A 15,736-nucleotide genomic window follows, 5' to 3' on the forward strand; every position below is an offset into this window, starting at 1 on the left:
CACACAAGGCAACACAATGATTTTACGCAAGCTCAGACTGCAGCGCGGATGGTCCCAAGAACAACTGGCCGAAATGACGGGTGTCACTGTGCGCACCATTCAACGGTTGGAGCGGGGCCATCAACCGGGTTTGGAAACGGCAAAATCATTGGCGGCGGTGTTTGAGGTCGAGCATTCAATTTTTCAGGACGGAGCACCGACTATGACAACCGAAACTAACGTAACGCAACAAGAGAACGACGCCGTGGAGTACATCAAGGGCGTCAAAGAATTTTTTAGCCATGCGTTTATGTACGTGATTTTTTGCGTGGCGTTTTTGGTGGTGGGCAAAGAGCTGTCTAGCTTAATGATCTGGGGTTTTGCGGGCTGGGGCGTGGGTGTGCTGGTGCACGGCCTGAGTGCCTTTGAGGTGATCCGCTTTGGCAGCGCCGACTGGGAGCGCAAATTGGTAGAGCGCAAGTTGGGCCGCAAATTGTAGATGTGGAAATGCAGTTGCAGAAATGCAGTTGTGAAGGCAATAAAAAAGGCGCCAAAGGCGCCTTTTTTGTGGGTGACGATATGCTTATTGGGCTGCGCGTCGACGCATGAAACCCAAGCCCAGCAAGCCCAGGCCCAGCAGGGCAAAAGGTGCGGGTTCTGGTACGTATACATCGGCGTGGGCATCTAGGTAGTCGTTGCCGCAGGACATGGTCCAATGGGCGTCTAGACCGAAATCACCGAGCAGGCCAATGGCGCCAATGTTAAAGCTGAACATGTTGTAGTAAGACTTCTTGCCATCTGCACCGGTTGCGAAACCTTCAGTAAAGTTGCTGCTATTGCCCGCAACTTTTAACGTGCCGCTGGCCATGGCGAAGGGGTTGGACACACCGTGGCCGGAATAGACTTCGGTGTTCCAGCTGCTCACCTGATACAAGCCGGCGGCGTCAGTACCTAAGTTGGTGCCGTAGTAACCCTTGGTTAGATTGCCAAAATCGAGGGCGTATTCGTAGCGGCTGGTGCTGCCGTCAAACGACAGGGCCAAGTCGCCGTTGTAATAGGTTTTGCCATCCGTGTGGGTGTAGCCGTTGTTGTCGGCATCGATAATATCGAAGCCCGTTTGCAAGCCCACATGCAGGGTGTTGGTGCTGGCGTCAAATTTGTACATTAAAAATTCAACGTCAAAGGGCTGGCCGCCAACGCCTGGGCCTACAGGGCCGTCGCCATTGCCGGATGTTGGGGTCATTTGTTGCCAGTCGCTATCCCAAACACTCAATAGGCTGGCGGAGGCGGTCATGGGCAGGCTGGCAAGCAGTGTGAGGGCAGTCGCTTTTATAAGCTGGTTCATCGTGGGCTAGCGTCCTTGTAAATGTCAGGATAATGAGGGGCGCTGCTTCAGCGCCACCACGGACACAGTCAATGTGTCGTCTCAATCATTGCTAGCAATACTTGGGCCATTCAGAAAAACCCTTTAAAAACAACCGGTTGCTATGTTATCAAACAGGCAGCTGTAAATAATTCCGACACGTCGAACGCTAAAGCGCCTTGGCAAGGGCTAGGCATTCCCCGTGCGCTGGGCAGCTGACCAGATGATCGTTCACCATGCCGGTGGCCTGCATGTGCGCATAACAAATGGTGGACCCCACAAAATTGAAGCCGGCCTGCTTCAGGGCTTTGCTCAGACGATCAGACAGGGGCGTGCTCGCCGGTATGTCCGCCATCTTTTTGCGGTTGTTTTGGAGCGGGCGGCCATCGACAAAATCCCAGAAAAAGGCCACTGGATCTTGGCCCGACTCTTTTAGGTCGAGCCATGCGCGGGCATTTTTAACGGCGCTGCTGACCTTGAGGCGATTGCGAATAATGCCCGGGTTTTGCAGCAACTTTTCAATTTTTGCGGGGCTATAGCGGGCAATTTTGACGGGGTCAAAGCCGTCGAAGGCCGCTCGATAGTGCTCTCGTTTACGCAGCACCGTGATCCAGCTGAGCCCCGCCTGAGCACCTTCTAACAGCAAAAATTCAAACAGCGATTGTTCATCGAACAGTGGCCGACCCCATTCCTGATCGTGGTATTGCTGGTACAGGGCGTCGCCGTGGCACCAGTGGCAGCGAGGGTCTTGCATGATTTTGGCCTCCATTAATGGCTAGTTTGCCGCCAGTGGGCGAGTGTCGTCTACACTTTGTGGATTCTATTTTGGCTGGGTGAAAACGATGAGGTTAGCGCGGTTACAGAGTTGCTGTCTGCTCCTGTGGTTCACGTGCGGTGGGGCCATGGCGCAATCGCCGGAGGGCTGCGATGTCACGCGCACTGAGCAGGTGGCGTTTACCGGCAAAGACGCGGTGGACACCTTGTCGGTAACGGTGGCGGGAGATCCCTGCCGTGACGCGACGGTGGTGTTGCGCATCGTCAACAAGGATGGCCGCGAAGTGTATCTGTACGAGGGCGTGCTGGTTGAGCACCTTCCTTTCATCGTGCACGAGCCCGAGCTGATACCGCTGGTGTCATTTTTTGCAGAAAAGGTGATTCGCGATGGTTTTATCCGCCGCACCAATGACTTACCGCCCTGGGCCCCGGTAGAGCAATATTACGATTCCACCAATGACATTATCATCGTTTCTGAAGCGGTGTATAACGGCCTGCGCGGCATGAAAAAGCCGATATTTTGGCACGCTGCTGGCGATGCCACCTGGGTGCACGTGGTGTATGACAATCGCAGCCAATACGGCCGCATCATCATGCGCGGTGGAGTCTTTCAATCAGCAGGAGATGATTAGAGCGCCATGCATCAGGCCTTCCCTGATATTCGCCCCTTCGCCCGCAACACCCTTTCGATAAACGGGCATCAACTCTATGTGGAGCAGGCCGGGCAGCCCACGGGCATACCATTGTTGTTTCTGCACGATGGGCCTGGTCTCGGCTGCCACGCGGCCGATCGGCGGCTCTTCGATCCCCAGCGGTTTCACATGATTCTGCCCGATCAGCGAGGCTGTGGTCGCTCGCGCCCGCACCTCGCCTTGGCTGATAATCAACGGGAGGCGCTGTGCGGTGATTTGATGTCACTGCGGCAGGAGTTGGGCATTGAGCAGTGGGTTCTGGTGGGCGTCGGCTGGGGCGGTTTACTGGCGTTGACCCTGGCGTTGCGTGAGCCCGAACGGGTGCAAAGCGTGTTATTGATCGGCACCGGGCTGGGGCGTCAGCAGGAGCTTGCTTGGCTGCTGGAGGAGGGGGCGCCGCAGGTGTTCCCAGAGGCCTATCACCACCTGTGTAAAGCCCTAAAAGTTACCGAGGGCTTGCCGGCGATGGCGCTCCTAGAGCGAACGCAAACGCTCTTACAGGGCAATAACGAAATTGAGCGCATGGCCATTGCGCGCCACTGGGGGCAATGGATGTCTCAGTGTGCGGGCCTCAAGCCCCAGACTGAGCTGCAAAAGGCGTATCTCGAACCGCCCGTGGTGCTGTCGCACGCCAGTTTACAGGTGGCGTACATGAGCCGCCAATGGGATTGCGATCAACCCACCGGCGTCGTGCCGCAGCTGGGTGCATTGCAATCGCTGCCCATTACCTGCGTGCACGGTCGGTTCGACATGATTTCCCCCTTGTCGGGAGTGTTGCATTTGCAGGGTGTGTTGCCCGATATGAAGATTCACATCGTTCGCGAGGCCGGCCACTCACTGCGAGAGGCGGCCATGGTTGACGCGGTGGTTAAGGCCCAAGCGGACATTGCCGACGCCTGCGGCGCCCGCCCACCAGACTGCGGTTAGCTCTGGCTGACTGGGGTACACTGTGCATTTTTGGCAGTGGGGCAGGGGCGAGTGAAAGCATTGATTCAGCGGGTGAGTCAGGCGCGCGTCGACATTGGCGGCGACACCGTAGGCGCAATCAATCAAGGCTTATTGGTGTTGCTGGGCGTTGAGCGGGACGATACGGAAGCCATCGCCAACAAGTTGATTGACAAACTTCTGGCCTATCGCGTTTTCTCGGACGCCAACGGCAAGATGAATCTCAGTGTCCGCGACGTGCAAGGGGGGATTCTGCTGGTATCGCAGTTCACCCTGGCAGCCGATACCCGCAAAGGGCTTCGGCCCGGATTTTCTGGAGCTGCTGCACCTGATGAAGCTGAACGCTTGTACGATTATGTGCGCCAGCAAGTACAGGAGCGACATGAAATTACGGCCTGTGGTATGTTTGGTGCGGATATGCAGGTCAGCCTGACTAACGATGGGCCGGTCACCTTTATGCTAGAGATGCGCGACACCTAAACCGCAGGCCAGCGCGAGGGCGCCGACGCAAGCTCGGCGTTTCTGGGTGTTGAAAAATAAAAAGCGGGTGAGCTACAAACAATGATGAAAGTGCATCAAGGCCGAATACTCATAGTGGATGACAATTCTGTGAACATTGTCATCGTCGAAAAAATCCTGCGCCAAGATGGATTCGTACATATTGATTCCACGACCGATGCCAAAGCGGTGCGCGAAATGTACTTGGAGCATCACTATGATGCGATCCTGCTGGATGTGCACATGCCAGAGATGAACGGCTTCGAAGTCATGGAGCAGTTGCTAGAAGATCACCCCAACGACTATCTGCCGATATTGGTTTTAACGGCCGACCACTCGCCTGAAACGCGCCACCTCGCCTTGAGCTCCGGCGCTAAAGATTTTATTAGCAAGCCATTTGAGCGCGTCGAAGTGTTGTTCCGCGTGCGCAATTTGGTGGAAGTGCGCATGCTGCACAAGTCCTTGTTGGAGTCGCGCGAACACCTTGAGCAAAAAGTACGCGAGCGCACGCGCCAGCTCTACGAGGCACAAATTAAGCTCATCGAGTGCTTGGGAAAGGCCGCAGAATATCGCGACACGGATACCGGGATGCACGTGGTGCGCATGAGTCACGCATCGGCACTCTTGGCGCGTCAAATGGGTTTGAGCGAAGAGGAGTGTGAAATAATTTTGCACGCCAGTCCCATGCACGATATCGGCAAGATCGCGATTCCCGACGATGTTCTGCTCAAGCAGGGCAAGCTCGACAGCAAAGAGTGGCAAACCATGAAAACCCACGCCGAAGTCGGCGCGGAAATTTTGGGTCACTACGACTCACGCTTGATGGAAGTGGCCGCCATTATCGCGAAAACGCACCATGAGCGCTGGGATGGCAAGGGCTATCCGCAGGGTTTGAAGGGTGAAGAAATACCTCTTTACACGCGCATCGTCAGCGTTTGCGATGTCTTCGATGCGCTCACCTCCAATCGGCCCTACAAGGTGGCGTGGCCGGTGGCTAAAGCGCTCGACTACCTAAAGGACAATAGCGGTACTCAGTTTGATCCGCAGGTTGTGCAGGAATTTGTCGCGATCCTAGATCAGGTGTTGGACATCCGCCAGCAATTCCCCGATCAACAGGCAGAGCTGCAACACTAGTGCCGGATCAGAAAATATTATGTAATACAACGGGTATCCGTTTATTAAAAACCACAATAAGAGGATTGAATCATGGAACCCCTTTCCGCAGCGATGTTTGTGTTTGGTTTGATTTTGTTGGGAGTGAGCTGGGTGCTGTTACTTCAGGTGTCATTTGAGGATGACTATACGTGGGGGCTGACCACACTGTTTTTGCCGCCACTCGCCTACCTTTACGGCTGTTTCGCGTGGGATAAGGCGAAGGAGTCGCTCTATTTTGCCGTCGGAGGCTGGCTGCTTCTAATACTTTCGTTTGCCTAAATGACGTAACATTTGGCAATAAAAAAGGGCGCTAGGCGCCCTTTTTTATTGGTGTCACGGCGATTACATCGGGTTGACGTTCTCAGCCTGTGGACCTTTTTGACCTTGGGTAACGGTCATGGTTACTTTTTGGCCGTCGTGCAGAGTTTTACGGCCATTGCCGTTGATGGCGCTGAAATGGACAAATACATCCTTCCCGCCTTCCTGTTCGATAAAGCCAAAACCTTTTTCGTCGTTAAACCACTTTACAGTGCCTTCAACCTGATCAGACATAGTCTTTCCATTTCTTTTGCAATTGCCCCAACGGCGGAGCCTTAAAATCTGTCGGCCATGGCGTGGGCCATTGGCACACCCGTGACTGACACCTTACCTGCGCCGCCGGATCTCAAGAAATCTTGGTTGATCCACTACTACCCAAGCACAGTTAACCTGATTCTACACGGATATTTATTTTTTGTTAGGGGCGGTCAGCACTATTTGGAACTTTCGTCTACCAAAGAATGCCGATGTCCCCACAAATTTTGCGGCTAATTCAGCTTTGTGGCTTGTGGCGCTTTTCCACCATGCGACCTACGAGCACGCCAGATTCAAAGAGTAGCCACATGGGGATGGCGAGCAGCGACTGCGAAATGATGTCGGGGGGCGTCAACAGCATGCCAACCACAAAACAGGACACGACAATGTACGGCCGCTTGCCGGCGAGGCTCGCACTGCTGGTGATGCCCATGGTGATCATGAGCACCGTGGCCACGGGGATTTGAAACGCCAAGCCAAAGGCAAAAAATAGTTTCAAAACAAAATTTAAATACAGGCTAATGTCTGTCATCACTGTGACATTGGCGGGCCCCACGCTGGTGAAAAAACCAAACACTAGGGGGAAGACTACAAAGTAGGCAAATGCCATGCCCGCGTAAAACAAGCTGACACTGGCGCACAGCAGGGGCAGTGCGAAGCGCCGCTCATTGTTATAGAGTGCCGGCGCGACAAAGCCCCAGAGCTGATACAGCAAGTAGGGGATGGCAGCCACCACGCTGGCAAACAAGGTGAGCTTAAAGGGCGCGAAAAAAGGCGAGGTGACATCTGTGGCAATCATGCTGGCATTGGGTGGCAAAAACTTCTCCAGCGGCGCTGCTACGAAGGTGTATATCTCGTTGGCAAAATAAAAGAGACCCAAAAAAATAATCAACACCGCCAATAGCATGCGCAACAGTCGGTCGCGCAATTCGATGAGGTGTTGCACCAGCGGTTGGGGTTGATCGCTCATGCCTTGTCCTGCGGTGGCACTTGGCTTTGGTCGGGTTGGTCGGTGGCAGTGGCTTCGTCTGTGTGCGCGTGATCCGGTAGTTCTTGATGTTCGACATAGCCGTCGCGCAGTACACGCTCAATTTCCTCACGGCTGGCATTGAGTTCGCGCATGATGGATTCGTTGTGCAGCTGTCGCCGAATATCGTCCGTGCCCAGCTGTTGTTCGAGTTCGGCTTTGGTAGAGGAAATGCTGCGCTTGAGGCGCCCGACCCACAAGCTAATGGCGCGAATCGTCTCGGGCAGGCGCTCGGGGCCGATAACCAGTAATCCCACGATGGCCACTACCAGCAATTCAAAAAAGCCTATGTCAAACATGCTGCGTGACCCAGTGGATTACTTGGGTTCTGACTTGACGTCAGATTGATTGGCTTGCGCCTTTTGGTTGGCGTCTTGAGCGAGCGCTGCGGGGTCTTTTTTCGCCGCCTCATCCTTCGCTTTGTCTTCATCGCCAACCGCTTTGCGAAAACCTTTAATGGCATCGCCAATGTCGCTGCCTAAGCCCTTGAGACGTTTGGTGCCAAACAACAAGACAACGATTAATAAAATGATCAGTAACTGCCAAATGCTAATGCCGCCGAGTCCCATAGAATTCTCCTAAGAATGTATTTAGTTGTTGGGGCGATTGGCTTTTTCAATCAGCCCGGATAGATCAAAGCGGCGATCCAGTTCGCGCAGAACATCCTCCGCCGATAGATTTAAGTGCGAGAGCATAACCAAGGTGTGAAACCACAAATCGGCTGTTTCGCTAATGATTTCGTTGGTTTGGCCAGTGGTGGCACAATCTTTGGCTGCAATAATCGTCTCCACCGACTCTTCGCCCACTTTTTCCAAAATTTTGTTCAGGCCTTTGTGGTGCAGCGATGCCACGTAGGAGCTGTCTGGTGCAGCAGTTTTTCGGGCTTCCAATACGGCCGTTAAACGGCTTAGCAAATCGCTCATGAATACATCTCGTTCGGGTCTTTGAGTACGGTATCAGTGGTGTGCCACTGGCCGTCTTTTAATATGCGAAACAGACAGGATTCGCGGCCTGTGTGGCAGGCAATGCCACCGACTTGGTCGACTTGTAGGCAGATCATATCACCATCGCAATCCAAGCGAATCTCTTTCACTTTTTGCGTGTGCCCGGAGCGTTCACCCTTGTGCCACAGCGACTGGCGCGAGCGACTGAAGTAGACCGCCTCGCCCTTGGCGACGGTGGCAGCCAAAGCTTCGCGATTCATCCAAGCCATCATCAGGATGCGGCCGGTGTTGGCGTCTTGGGCGATGGCGGCGACGAGGCCATTGCCGTCGAAATTGACGTGATCGAGGAAATTGTCTGACATGGTCGTGGGCATTAAAAGTCCTAGTGTACCTTAATTTTTGGGTGCTGCGATTAGCGCCTGAGCAGGGTGTAAAGCGCTGCCGCGACGAGCGCCCAGCTGGCCCAAGGGGCAGCGACGAGCACCGCTTGCCACTGCGGTTGCACGAGACTGGCCGCGGCGATAATTAAAGCGCCGCCGAGCACCCAGCGGCGCCGTTGGCTGCCTGCTGGCGGTTGCCGGTCAAGGTGTGTCGTGATGCGCTGCTCGAGCGCTGTTAAGCGCTCGCTAGTGTCTTGCAAGCCCGTCAGCGCGTCGTATAACTTCTGCGGCATGTGCGGCAATTTTTCCAGCCACTCGGGGCCGAAGCGTTGAATTTCTGCCCACAAAGTTTTCGGATGGTAGCGCTGCTTCATCCAGCGCTCCAAAAACGGCTGCGCAGTGCTCCACAGGTCTAGCTGCGGGTACAGCTGGCGCCCGAGCCCTTCGATATTGAGCAGTGTTTTCTGCAGGAGCACGAGTTGCGGTTGCACTTCCATGTCAAAGCGGCGGGCGGTGCGAAATAATTGCAGCAGTACTTGGCCGAAGGAGATTTCCGCCAAGGGTTTTTCAAAAATGGGTTCGCACACGGTGCGTATGGCACTCTCAAATTCGGCGATGCGAGTGTGTGCGGGCACCCAGCCAGAATCCACATGCAGTTGGGCCACCTGCCGATAGTCGCGGCGGAACATGGCCAGCAGGTTGCGGGCTAAATAGTACTGATCCTCGGTGGTAAGGCTGCCCATTATGGCGGTGTCGACGGCGATATAGCAGGGATTTTCTGGCGTTTCGCGGGCCACAAAAATGTTGCCCGGATGCATGTCGGCGTGAAAGAAATTGTGTTCAAACACTTGGGTGAAGAAGATTTCAACGCCCCGTTCAGCCAAACATTTCATGTTGGTTTGCTGGGCTTCAAGTGCGGCGATGTCGCTTACACCGATGCCGTGTATGCGCTCTTGCACCATGACATTTTCACGGCAGTAGTCCCAGTGAATGTCCGGCACGTAGAGCAATTTCGAACCCAGGAAATTGCGTCGCAGCTGCGTGCAGTTGGCGGCCTCTCGCAACAAGTTGAGTTCGTCAGTAATGGTGTGGCGATAGTCATCGACTACTTCAACGGGGCGCAACCGGCGGCCATCACTGCTGACGCGCGCCAGCAATCGCGCCAGCAGTCGCAGCAGAGCAATGTCGCGTTCGATGGTAGGTTGCAGGCCAGGCCGCACCACCTTGACGATAACCGCGCGCCCATCGTGCAGGGTTGCCCCGTGTACTTGGGCGATGGAGGCGCTGGCCAAGGGCGTTGCGTCTACCGACTGAAATAGCGCCGACAGTGGTTGTCCCAAGGCGCGCTCCACCAATTGCACCCAGGTGTCGTTGTCGAAGGGTTTCACTTCATCCTGCAGCTTGCTGAGCTCGGCGATCAGTGGCGCGGGTAACAGGTCCGGCCGGGTTGAGAGCAACTGGCCGAACTTAATAAAAATGGGCCCCAGTCGCTCGAGTGCGAGTCGCAGTCGCTCCGGTGCCGGCTGCTTGGGAGTGGGAAACAGCGCCAGTGGCAACAGCAAAAGCCGCAGCAAAAATGGGCGTCTGGCTGGCAGTAGCTGGTCGAGCCGGTAGCGCAGGACAATGGCAATGATGTGAAGCAGTCGGGTCAGGGCGCGCACAAGTTTCTCAGTGTCGGGTGTTATTAGTTGAGGCGATCAGCGCGTGTAGGCGCGCATCGAGTCGATCGGCGGCAAGGGCCAGCTGATCTACGGCCTCGCCAAAATTTGCCAGCGCAGTGCGCGTCGGCAACAGCTGTAACTCTTCGCTCAGATAGGGCTCTAGCTGTTGCTGCGCGGCGCTCAATTGCGATTTGCCGTAGCGATGCAATCGTTCGGCGGCGGCGCCCAGAGGTTGCGTGAGTTCATCGCCAAGGTATTGCGCCAGCCAGTCACGCCAGTCGATGTCGAGTTCTTCAAGGCAGGTTTTGAGGGCCAGTAATAATTGTGTTTGACCGGCAACCTGTACGCCAGATCCCGCCAAGTTGAGTTGTTCGCCCAGCGCGACCTTGAGGAGATCCACCAGTTTGCCGCTAATTTTACAGTGCGCGGCGTGTTCGCAGTGACTTTGGATGTCGACGCCATCGGCCTTGGGGCACAGGTAGATGTCGAACGCAGGATCTGTGATGTGCAAGTGCAACACTTTGCCTGACAGCGATCTGAGCCGTGCACGGGTGGCCGGATCGTAGCGCAAGGCCTCGTTGATCAAGCTCTCGGCGGCGGCAAGTGCCGCCAGCGTGATGGTGAGCATCAGGGTTTAACGCCTTTGTGCAGTGCGACGATGCCGCCGGTCATGTTGTAGTAGCGGGTTTCAGCAAACCCCGCTTGGGACATCATATCCTTGAGCGTTTCTTGGTCTGGGTGCATGCGGATGCTTTCCGCGAGATACCGATAAGATTCGCTGTCGTTGGCAATGAGTTTGCCCATGAGTGGCAGTAGGCGGAAGGAGTAGGTGTCGTACACCTTTTCCAGCAACCCGTTGGTAGGCTTTGAAAATTCCAGTACCAGCAGTCGACCGCCGGGCTTGAGAATGCGATGCATCGATGCCAGTGCGAGGTCTTTGTCGGTGACATTGCGCAGGCCAAAAGCAATGGTAATGCAGTCGAACGTATTGTCTGGGAAGGGCAGGTATTGGGCGTCTGCTTGGGCGTATTGCAGATTGCCGACGTCGCCCAAGTCAATGAGCTTATCGCGCCCCACGCGCAACATCGATTCGTTGATGTCCGCCAATACCACGAGGCCCTCTGGACCAACTAGGCGCGCAAATTTATGGCTCAAATCTCCGGTGCCGCCGGCGATGTCTAACACCTTGTCGCCGGCTCGGACACCCGATAGTTCGATGGTAAATCGTTTCCATAAACGGTGAATGCCGCCGGACATGACATCGTTCATCATGTCATATTTGGCTGCGACCGAGTGGAATACGCCAGCCACGCGCTGGGCTTTTTCTTCTACGGCGACCTGTTCAAAGCCGAAATGGGTGGTGCGTTTATCGGACATGGGAATTTCACAGTCTGTATTTGGTGACCGGATTCTACCTTGTTGCAGGCCCTTTGTCGGCCTTCGGATGTGAGCGAACTGGTCGGCGTGAGCTTAGATGAACTTCACCACTTGGGTGTCGGGATCGCGGGTGGCTCCTGCCTGATGCAGCGCCTGCAGGTAAGCGCCCCAGTATCGATCTTGGTGTAGGGCCAGATCGTGCAAGTATTGCCAAGTGTAAATGCCGCTGTCGTGACCATCGTTAAAGATCAATTTCAGGGCATAGTTGCCCACGGGCTCAACCTTAACCAGGGCGACATTGCGTTTGCCCGTCTGCAGAATGGCTTGGCCGGGACCGTGACCTTTGACTTCCGCAGAGGGTGAGTGCACTCGCAGAAATTCTGCCGGCAAAAGAAACGCTTGGCCTTGGAACACTAATTCCAACGTCTGCGTGCCTTTATGGAGTTTGATTTTTTCGGGCACCATGGCCATTCAACCGCGTGATATAGGAGTGGCCAAGTATATCAAGGCAGGGGATTCACTCGCCAATGTAGGTGTTACACACAGATTTTATTGAGCTGCTCATTCACCGACTTCGCCAGCTTGCGCTGTGTATCTGTTTGCTGTGAGGTGTTGCTCAAGCGCTCGCTGACAGTGCGGCTGGCGTCGTTGATTTGGTGTATGCGGTCGTCGATGGAATGGGTGTCGCGCTGCTGTCGCTGGGTGCCTTCGGCAATTTGCCCTGTGAGCTTATTCACGTGTTCAGTGGAGTGCTGGGCTTGTTGGATGACCTGCTCCATCGCCATGCTTTGTTCCAGACTGGCTTGGCTCAGCGACAAGCAGTTATCGATGCTCGCGACGGCATGGCTGGCGCTGGTTTGTAGCTGTGCCACAGTCTGTTGAATTTGCACAGTGGATTCTTGGGTGCGGTGGGCCAGTGCCCGCACTTCGTCGGCAACCACTGCGAAACCTCGACCCTGTTCACCGGCGCGGGCCGCTTCAATGGCGGCATTGAGGGCCAATAAATTGGTTTGCTCGGCAATGCTGCCGATCACTTCTAACACGGTGCCAATTTGACCGCTCTGTTGCTTCAGGTGGTCGATGTCCTGGGCGATAGTTTGAATTTGCTGACCGAGTGACTGAACCGATTCTCGGCTGGCGCTGTAGGCGCTGCTGCCCTGTGCCAAGAGTGCCACCGTTTCGCGGGCGGCATCGGTGATGGCCTGTCCACGCTCAGACAGCGCTTGTGATGCTTCGGTAATTTGATGAATCACCGAAGCAATTTGTTCGATATCGCGATTCTGTGTATGCACTTCTTGTGCGGACTGCTTCATATTGCCGGTGAGTTGTTCGGCATTGTCGGCCAGTTGGCGGGAGTGCTCGCGGGCGCCGTCCAGAATGACGCGCAGATGATCCACAAAATTCGCTAACAGTCGGTTTGCTGCGTTGAGTTCGTCGTCGTGTTGGTCGGGCAATGCCTCTGTGGGGGCGCGCTTTGGATCGGCTACCAGCGATAAATATTGATGCATGCGCGCAATGCGGCGTCCGATGCGGCGGGATACAAAGCCCGCCTGCGCGCCGGACTGTAGGCAGAGCACCAGCGCAAACCCCAGCCAGTAACCATTTGGGCTGGCGCTGTCGGGCATGAACATCCAGAGCAGAAGGAGCCCAAGGCCTGCGACTGTAAGGCTAAATATTAGCGATTGCCTTGTCAGGGCGTGGTGGTGGGGCATATCCATGGGCATTTCCGCGTTTGACCGTAGAGTGACAAGTGTAGTCACTGTGGCGCATTCACGGGCGCAGTGGCCCGTGAATGGGGTGGCTTTATAGGTTAACGGCGGGGACGGGTGAGACTTTAGAATCGCGCAGTGCCCCGCCGGCGCTGAGCCGGCGAGGCGTTCGTGGGTGGTGATTTACAGAATAAACCGACTGAGGTCTTCGTCACGGGCCAGCTCGCCGAGTTGTGCATCGACGAATTGGGCGTCAACAGTAAACGACTTCTCGACGGTACCGGCATCGAACGACGCGGTTTCCATTAATTTCTCTATGACAGTGTGCAATCGGCGCGCGCCAATATTTTCGGTGCGCTCGTTCACCTGATGGGCCGTTTCAGCAATGCGGCGAATACCGTCTTCAGTGAAGGTGACGTCTACGCCCTCGGTAGCCATCAGCGCCTTTTGTTGCTCGGTCAGCGACGCGCGTGGCTCGGTGAGTATGCGCTCGAAATCTTCGGGCGTGAGCGCTTTTAATTCGACGCGAATGGGCAGGCGACCCTGCAATTCTGGTATTAAATCTGACGGCTTAGAGAGGTGAAAGGCGCCGCTGGCCACAAATAAAATGTGATCTGTTTTAATCATGCCGTGTTTAGTGGAGACGGTGCAGCCCTCGATGAGCGGCAGTAGGTCGCGCTGTACGCCTTCGCGCGACACGTCAGCTCCGCTGGTGCCGTCGCGTTTGGCGACTTTATCGATTTCGTCAATGAAGACGATGCCGTTTTGCTCGGCGGCGGCGATGGCCTGCGCTTTCACTTCCTCTTCGTTAACCAGCTTGGCGGCCTCTTCTTCACGCAACTGCTTGAAGGCTTGCTTGACGGTGAGTTTGGCTTTTTTGCGCTTCTGCTTGCCCATGGAGGAAAACATGTTTTGCAATTGGCTGGTCATTTCTTCCATGCCGGGCGGAGCCATTATTTCGACGCCCACATTCATCGCGGCCACTTCCAGCTCGATTTCCTTGTCGTCGAGTTGCCCCTCGCGCAATTTCTTGCGAAATAGCTGGCGGGTGCTGGAGTCGGTGGCCTCGGGCTCGCCTTCGGCGCTGCGTGCGGGTGGCAGCAGCACGTCCAGAATGCGCTCCTCGGCCGCTTCTTCGGCGCGGTATTTAACTTTTTCTTGGGCTTGCTCGCGGTGCAATTTGATGGATACGTCCACCAGGTCGCGCACGATGGAGTCTACATCGCGGCCAACATAACCCACCTCAGTAAACTTGGTGGCTTCGACCTTGATGAAGGGGGCGTTGGCGAGCTTGGCAAGGCGACGGGCGATCTCTGTCTTGCCCACACCCGTGGGGCCGATCATAAGAATATTTTTGGGGGTGACTTCGGCGCGCAGTTCATCGTTGAGTTGCATGCGACGCCAGCGGTTGCGCAGGGCAATGGCCACGGCGCGCTTGGCATCCTGCTGGCCCACAATGTGGCGGTCTAGCTCGTGCACAATTTCACTGGGGGTCATATTCGACATAGGCTTAGCTCAATTCTTCGATGGTCAGGTGATTGTTGGTAAACACGCAGATGTTGCCGGCGATGGTGAGACCTTGCTCAACTATATGGCGCGCGTCGAGTTCGGTATTGTCCAGCAGTGCGCGCGCGGCGGCCTGCGCGTAGGGGCCACCAGAGCCAATGGCGATGAGGTCGTCTTCGGGTTGGATGACATCGCCATTGCCGGTGATGATCAGCGACGCATCTTTGTCGGCCACCGCCAATAGCGCTTCCAGCCGGCGCAGGGCGCGGTCGGTGCGCCAGTCTTTGGCAAGCTCGACAGCGGCGCGCACTAGCTGGCCATTGTGCTCTTCTAACTTGGCTTCAAAGCGCTCAAACAGCGTAAAGGCGTCTGCCGTGCCGCCGGCAAAGCCCGCCAACACTTGATCTTTGTACAGGCGGCGCACCTTGCGGGCGTTGCCCTTCATGACGGTGTTGCCCAGAGAAACCTGGCCATCGCCGCCCAAGACGACTTTGCCCTCGCGGCGTACGGATAAAATTGTGGTCACGGGAAGTCCTTCGTTTGGCTCGTGAGAACTTCCAAGGTGGGGGTGAAATGCGATTAATTCAACCGGCTCAGCCGGCTTTGCGTTTCAAAAGTAGGGTGTCGAACTGGTTGGATACCAATGTGCTGCGCGCATTGGCCATGGCGGAGGTGTTGGTAAAGGGGCCCACGATTACCCGGTGCCAGGTCTCGCCGGTCTTGACGGTGACCTTTTCAACTTTGGCATCCATGTTCAATAAAATCAGCTTGGCGCGCACGCTGTCGGCATCTTCGGCTTTGCGAAAGGAGCCCACCTGCAACAGGTATTCCATCTTGTCGGTGGTTTGGGACTGCAATTGCAGCCGCGTCTCTTCAGGCATTTCCACTTTTACTTCATTCTCTTCAAGCAATTTGTAAAAGTCGAAGCGCGGCTTCGGAACGGATTTTTCAGGTGCGGGTGTTTTGGTCGTGCTGGCAACCTTAGGCGCGGCTATTTTGGCGGGCGGCTGCTCGGCTAAGTACACTAGAAACATGACAAAGGCACCTAATACGGCCCCCGTAAACAGCCAGACCCAGCCGGGTACGTCCGACTTTTTCTTGCTGGGCTGCTTGCGGCGTTTGCGATTAGCGAAATCTTGGGTCATGGCTCTGT

General features: G+C 55.5%; 22 protein-coding genes. 6 read left to right on the top strand and 16 right to left on the bottom strand.

The genetic code is table 11. From position 1 onward, the window contains the following. Window positions 1-16 precede the first annotated feature (16 nt). A complete protein-coding gene (locus FHS30_RS01795) occupies window positions 17-478 on the top strand; it encodes a helix-turn-helix domain-containing protein (protein ID WP_183907709.1) in 462 nt (153 codons plus the stop codon). Between the two features lie 84 nt (window positions 479-562). Here FHS30_RS01795 and FHS30_RS01800 read toward each other — a convergent pair whose 3' ends face one another. Beyond that, window positions 563-1,324, bottom strand: a complete 762-nt coding sequence (locus FHS30_RS01800) for a PEP-CTERM sorting domain-containing protein (RefSeq protein WP_183907711.1) — start codon at window positions 1,322-1,324, stop codon at window positions 563-565. Between the two features lie 187 nt (window positions 1,325-1,511). After that, the gene (locus FHS30_RS01805) at window positions 1,512-2,096 is read right to left on the bottom strand and encodes a DNA-3-methyladenine glycosylase I (protein ID WP_183907713.1); all 585 of its coding nucleotides are present in this window, start codon (window positions 2,094-2,096) and stop codon (window positions 1,512-1,514) included. A 148-nt stretch (window positions 2,097-2,244) separates the two neighbouring features. Between FHS30_RS01805 and FHS30_RS01810 the strand changes: the two genes are divergently transcribed. The 5 genes from FHS30_RS01810 to FHS30_RS01830 all read left to right on the top strand — a co-directional run bounded on the left by FHS30_RS01810 (window position 2,245) and on the right by FHS30_RS01830 (window position 5,685). Further along, window positions 2,245-2,748 (top strand): hypothetical protein, encoded by a 504-nt coding sequence (locus FHS30_RS01810; protein ID WP_183907715.1) that lies wholly within the window; start codon window positions 2,245-2,247, stop codon window positions 2,746-2,748. 6 nt (window positions 2,749-2,754) lie between these two features. Then, entirely contained in the window at window positions 2,755-3,735 is a 981-nt protein-coding gene (locus FHS30_RS01815; RefSeq protein WP_183907717.1) for an alpha/beta fold hydrolase, read from the top strand. Window positions 3,736-3,786: 51 nt separating this feature from the next. Next, the gene (dtd, locus tag FHS30_RS01820; RefSeq protein WP_183907719.1) at window positions 3,787-4,233 is read left to right on the top strand and encodes a D-aminoacyl-tRNA deacylase; all 447 of its coding nucleotides are present in this window, start codon (window positions 3,787-3,789) and stop codon (window positions 4,231-4,233) included. A gap of 81 nt (window positions 4,234-4,314) precedes the next feature. Further along, on the top strand, window positions 4,315-5,385 hold the full coding sequence (locus tag FHS30_RS01825; protein ID WP_246341109.1) for an HD domain-containing phosphohydrolase: 1,071 nt from the start codon (window positions 4,315-4,317) through the stop codon (window positions 5,383-5,385). A gap of 72 nt (window positions 5,386-5,457) precedes the next feature. Then, window positions 5,458-5,685, top strand: coding sequence for a hypothetical protein (locus FHS30_RS01830; RefSeq protein ID WP_183907721.1), 228 nt, complete (start codon window positions 5,458-5,460; stop codon window positions 5,683-5,685). Between the two features lie 63 nt (window positions 5,686-5,748). Here the strand turns inward: FHS30_RS01830 and FHS30_RS01835 are convergent, their stop codons facing one another. The 14 genes from FHS30_RS01835 to FHS30_RS01900 form a co-directional block, all read right to left on the bottom strand. Beyond that, window positions 5,749-5,958: a cold-shock protein gene (locus FHS30_RS01835; RefSeq protein WP_183907723.1), complete on the bottom strand. Its 210-nt coding sequence runs from the start codon at window positions 5,956-5,958 to the stop codon at window positions 5,749-5,751. Between the two features lie 259 nt (window positions 5,959-6,217). Next, window positions 6,218-6,949: a twin-arginine translocase subunit TatC gene (gene tatC / locus FHS30_RS01840; RefSeq protein ID WP_183907725.1), complete on the bottom strand. Its 732-nt coding sequence runs from the start codon at window positions 6,947-6,949 to the stop codon at window positions 6,218-6,220. Next, window positions 6,946-7,305, bottom strand: a complete 360-nt coding sequence (gene tatB / locus FHS30_RS01845) for a Sec-independent protein translocase protein TatB (protein WP_183907727.1) — start codon at window positions 7,303-7,305, stop codon at window positions 6,946-6,948. Before tatB ends, tatC begins: the two co-directional genes overlap by 4 nt. Window positions 7,306-7,323: 18 nt before the next feature. Continuing rightward, window positions 7,324-7,575: a twin-arginine translocase TatA/TatE family subunit gene (gene tatA / locus FHS30_RS01850; protein WP_183907729.1), complete on the bottom strand. Its 252-nt coding sequence runs from the start codon at window positions 7,573-7,575 to the stop codon at window positions 7,324-7,326. Window positions 7,576-7,596: 21 nt separating this feature from the next. Then, on the bottom strand, window positions 7,597-7,929 hold the full coding sequence (locus tag FHS30_RS01855; RefSeq protein ID WP_183907731.1) for a phosphoribosyl-ATP diphosphatase: 333 nt from the start codon (window positions 7,927-7,929) through the stop codon (window positions 7,597-7,599). Continuing rightward, the gene (gene hisI / locus FHS30_RS01860) at window positions 7,926-8,324 is read right to left on the bottom strand and encodes a phosphoribosyl-AMP cyclohydrolase (protein ID WP_246341110.1); all 399 of its coding nucleotides are present in this window, start codon (window positions 8,322-8,324) and stop codon (window positions 7,926-7,928) included. The genes FHS30_RS01855 and hisI overlap by 4 nt, the downstream gene beginning before the upstream one ends. Window positions 8,325-8,362: 38 nt before the next feature. Continuing rightward, complete coding sequence (gene ubiB / locus FHS30_RS01865; RefSeq protein ID WP_183907733.1) at window positions 8,363-9,991, bottom strand: ubiquinone biosynthesis regulatory protein kinase UbiB; 1,629 nt, start codon at window positions 9,989-9,991, stop codon at window positions 8,363-8,365. 7 nt (window positions 9,992-9,998) lie between these two features. Further along, window positions 9,999-10,619 carry a ubiquinone biosynthesis accessory factor UbiJ gene (locus FHS30_RS01870; RefSeq protein WP_183907735.1) on the bottom strand — a complete coding sequence of 207 codons (621 nt, stop codon included), beginning with the start codon at window positions 10,617-10,619 and terminating at the stop codon, window positions 9,999-10,001. Beyond that, window positions 10,619-11,368: a bifunctional demethylmenaquinone methyltransferase/2-methoxy-6-polyprenyl-1,4-benzoquinol methylase UbiE gene (gene ubiE / locus FHS30_RS01875; RefSeq protein WP_183907737.1), complete on the bottom strand. Its 750-nt coding sequence runs from the start codon at window positions 11,366-11,368 to the stop codon at window positions 10,619-10,621. Before ubiE ends, FHS30_RS01870 begins: the two co-directional genes overlap by 1 nt. A 93-nt stretch (window positions 11,369-11,461) precedes the next feature. Next, the gene (locus tag FHS30_RS01880) at window positions 11,462-11,833 is read right to left on the bottom strand and encodes a gamma-butyrobetaine hydroxylase family protein (RefSeq protein WP_183907739.1); all 372 of its coding nucleotides are present in this window, start codon (window positions 11,831-11,833) and stop codon (window positions 11,462-11,464) included. A gap of 71 nt (window positions 11,834-11,904) precedes the next feature. Beyond that, window positions 11,905-13,086 (bottom strand): methyl-accepting chemotaxis protein, encoded by a 1,182-nt coding sequence (locus tag FHS30_RS01885; RefSeq protein ID WP_281368175.1) that lies wholly within the window; start codon window positions 13,084-13,086, stop codon window positions 11,905-11,907. Window positions 13,087-13,260: 174 nt separating this feature from the next. Next, window positions 13,261-14,583 carry an ATP-dependent protease ATPase subunit HslU gene (hslU, locus tag FHS30_RS01890; protein WP_183907741.1) on the bottom strand — a complete coding sequence of 441 codons (1,323 nt, stop codon included), beginning with the start codon at window positions 14,581-14,583 and terminating at the stop codon, window positions 13,261-13,263. Window positions 14,584-14,587: 4 nt separating this feature from the next. Next, window positions 14,588-15,109 (bottom strand): ATP-dependent protease subunit HslV, encoded by a 522-nt coding sequence (hslV, locus tag FHS30_RS01895; RefSeq protein ID WP_183907743.1) that lies wholly within the window; start codon window positions 15,107-15,109, stop codon window positions 14,588-14,590. A 67-nt stretch (window positions 15,110-15,176) separates the two neighbouring features. Then, on the bottom strand, window positions 15,177-15,728 hold the full coding sequence (locus FHS30_RS01900) for an SPOR domain-containing protein (RefSeq protein WP_183907745.1): 552 nt from the start codon (window positions 15,726-15,728) through the stop codon (window positions 15,177-15,179). Window positions 15,729-15,736 lie beyond the last annotated feature (8 nt).

It is taken from the genome of Simiduia aestuariiviva, assembly GCF_014192475.1.
GTDB classification, from domain to species: domain Bacteria; phylum Pseudomonadota; class Gammaproteobacteria; order Pseudomonadales; family Cellvibrionaceae; genus Simiduia; species Simiduia aestuariiviva.

Coding starts and splice junctions, on each gene's coding strand:
- FHS30_RS01795 (WP_183907709.1), top strand. CDS start 17: ATGATTTTACGCAAGCTCAGACTGCAGCGCGGATGGTCCCAAGAACAA.
- FHS30_RS01800 (WP_183907711.1), bottom strand. CDS start 1,324: ATGAACCAGCTTATAAAAGCGACTGCCCTCACACTGCTTGCCAGCCTG.
- FHS30_RS01805 (WP_183907713.1), bottom strand. CDS start 2,096: ATGCAAGACCCTCGCTGCCACTGGTGCCACGGCGACGCCCTGTACCAG.
- FHS30_RS01810 (WP_183907715.1), top strand. CDS start 2,245: ATGGCGCAATCGCCGGAGGGCTGCGATGTCACGCGCACTGAGCAGGTG.
- FHS30_RS01815 (WP_183907717.1), top strand. CDS start 2,755: ATGCATCAGGCCTTCCCTGATATTCGCCCCTTCGCCCGCAACACCCTT.
- FHS30_RS01825 (WP_246341109.1), top strand. CDS start 4,315: ATGATGAAAGTGCATCAAGGCCGAATACTCATAGTGGATGACAATTCT.
- FHS30_RS01830 (WP_183907721.1), top strand. CDS start 5,458: ATGGAACCCCTTTCCGCAGCGATGTTTGTGTTTGGTTTGATTTTGTTG.
- FHS30_RS01835 (WP_183907723.1), bottom strand. CDS start 5,958: ATGTCTGATCAGGTTGAAGGCACTGTAAAGTGGTTTAACGACGAAAAA.
- tatC (WP_183907725.1), bottom strand. CDS start 6,949: ATGAGCGATCAACCCCAACCGCTGGTGCAACACCTCATCGAATTGCGC.
- tatB (WP_183907727.1), bottom strand. CDS start 7,305: ATGTTTGACATAGGCTTTTTTGAATTGCTGGTAGTGGCCATCGTGGGA.
- tatA (WP_183907729.1), bottom strand. CDS start 7,575: ATGGGACTCGGCGGCATTAGCATTTGGCAGTTACTGATCATTTTATTA.
- FHS30_RS01855 (WP_183907731.1), bottom strand. CDS start 7,929: ATGAGCGATTTGCTAAGCCGTTTAACGGCCGTATTGGAAGCCCGAAAA.
- hisI (WP_246341110.1), bottom strand. CDS start 8,324: ATGCCCACGACCATGTCAGACAATTTCCTCGATCACGTCAATTTCGAC.
- FHS30_RS01870 (WP_183907735.1), bottom strand. CDS start 10,619: ATGCTCACCATCACGCTGGCGGCACTTGCCGCCGCCGAGAGCTTGATC.
- ubiE (WP_183907737.1), bottom strand. CDS start 11,368: ATGTCCGATAAACGCACCACCCATTTCGGCTTTGAACAGGTCGCCGTA.
- FHS30_RS01880 (WP_183907739.1), bottom strand. CDS start 11,833: ATGGTGCCCGAAAAAATCAAACTCCATAAAGGCACGCAGACGTTGGAA.
- FHS30_RS01885 (WP_281368175.1), bottom strand. CDS start 13,086: ATGGATATGCCCCACCACCACGCCCTGACAAGGCAATCGCTAATATTT.
- hslU (WP_183907741.1), bottom strand. CDS start 14,583: ATGTCGAATATGACCCCCAGTGAAATTGTGCACGAGCTAGACCGCCAC.
- FHS30_RS01900 (WP_183907745.1), bottom strand. CDS start 15,728: ATGACCCAAGATTTCGCTAATCGCAAACGCCGCAAGCAGCCCAGCAAG.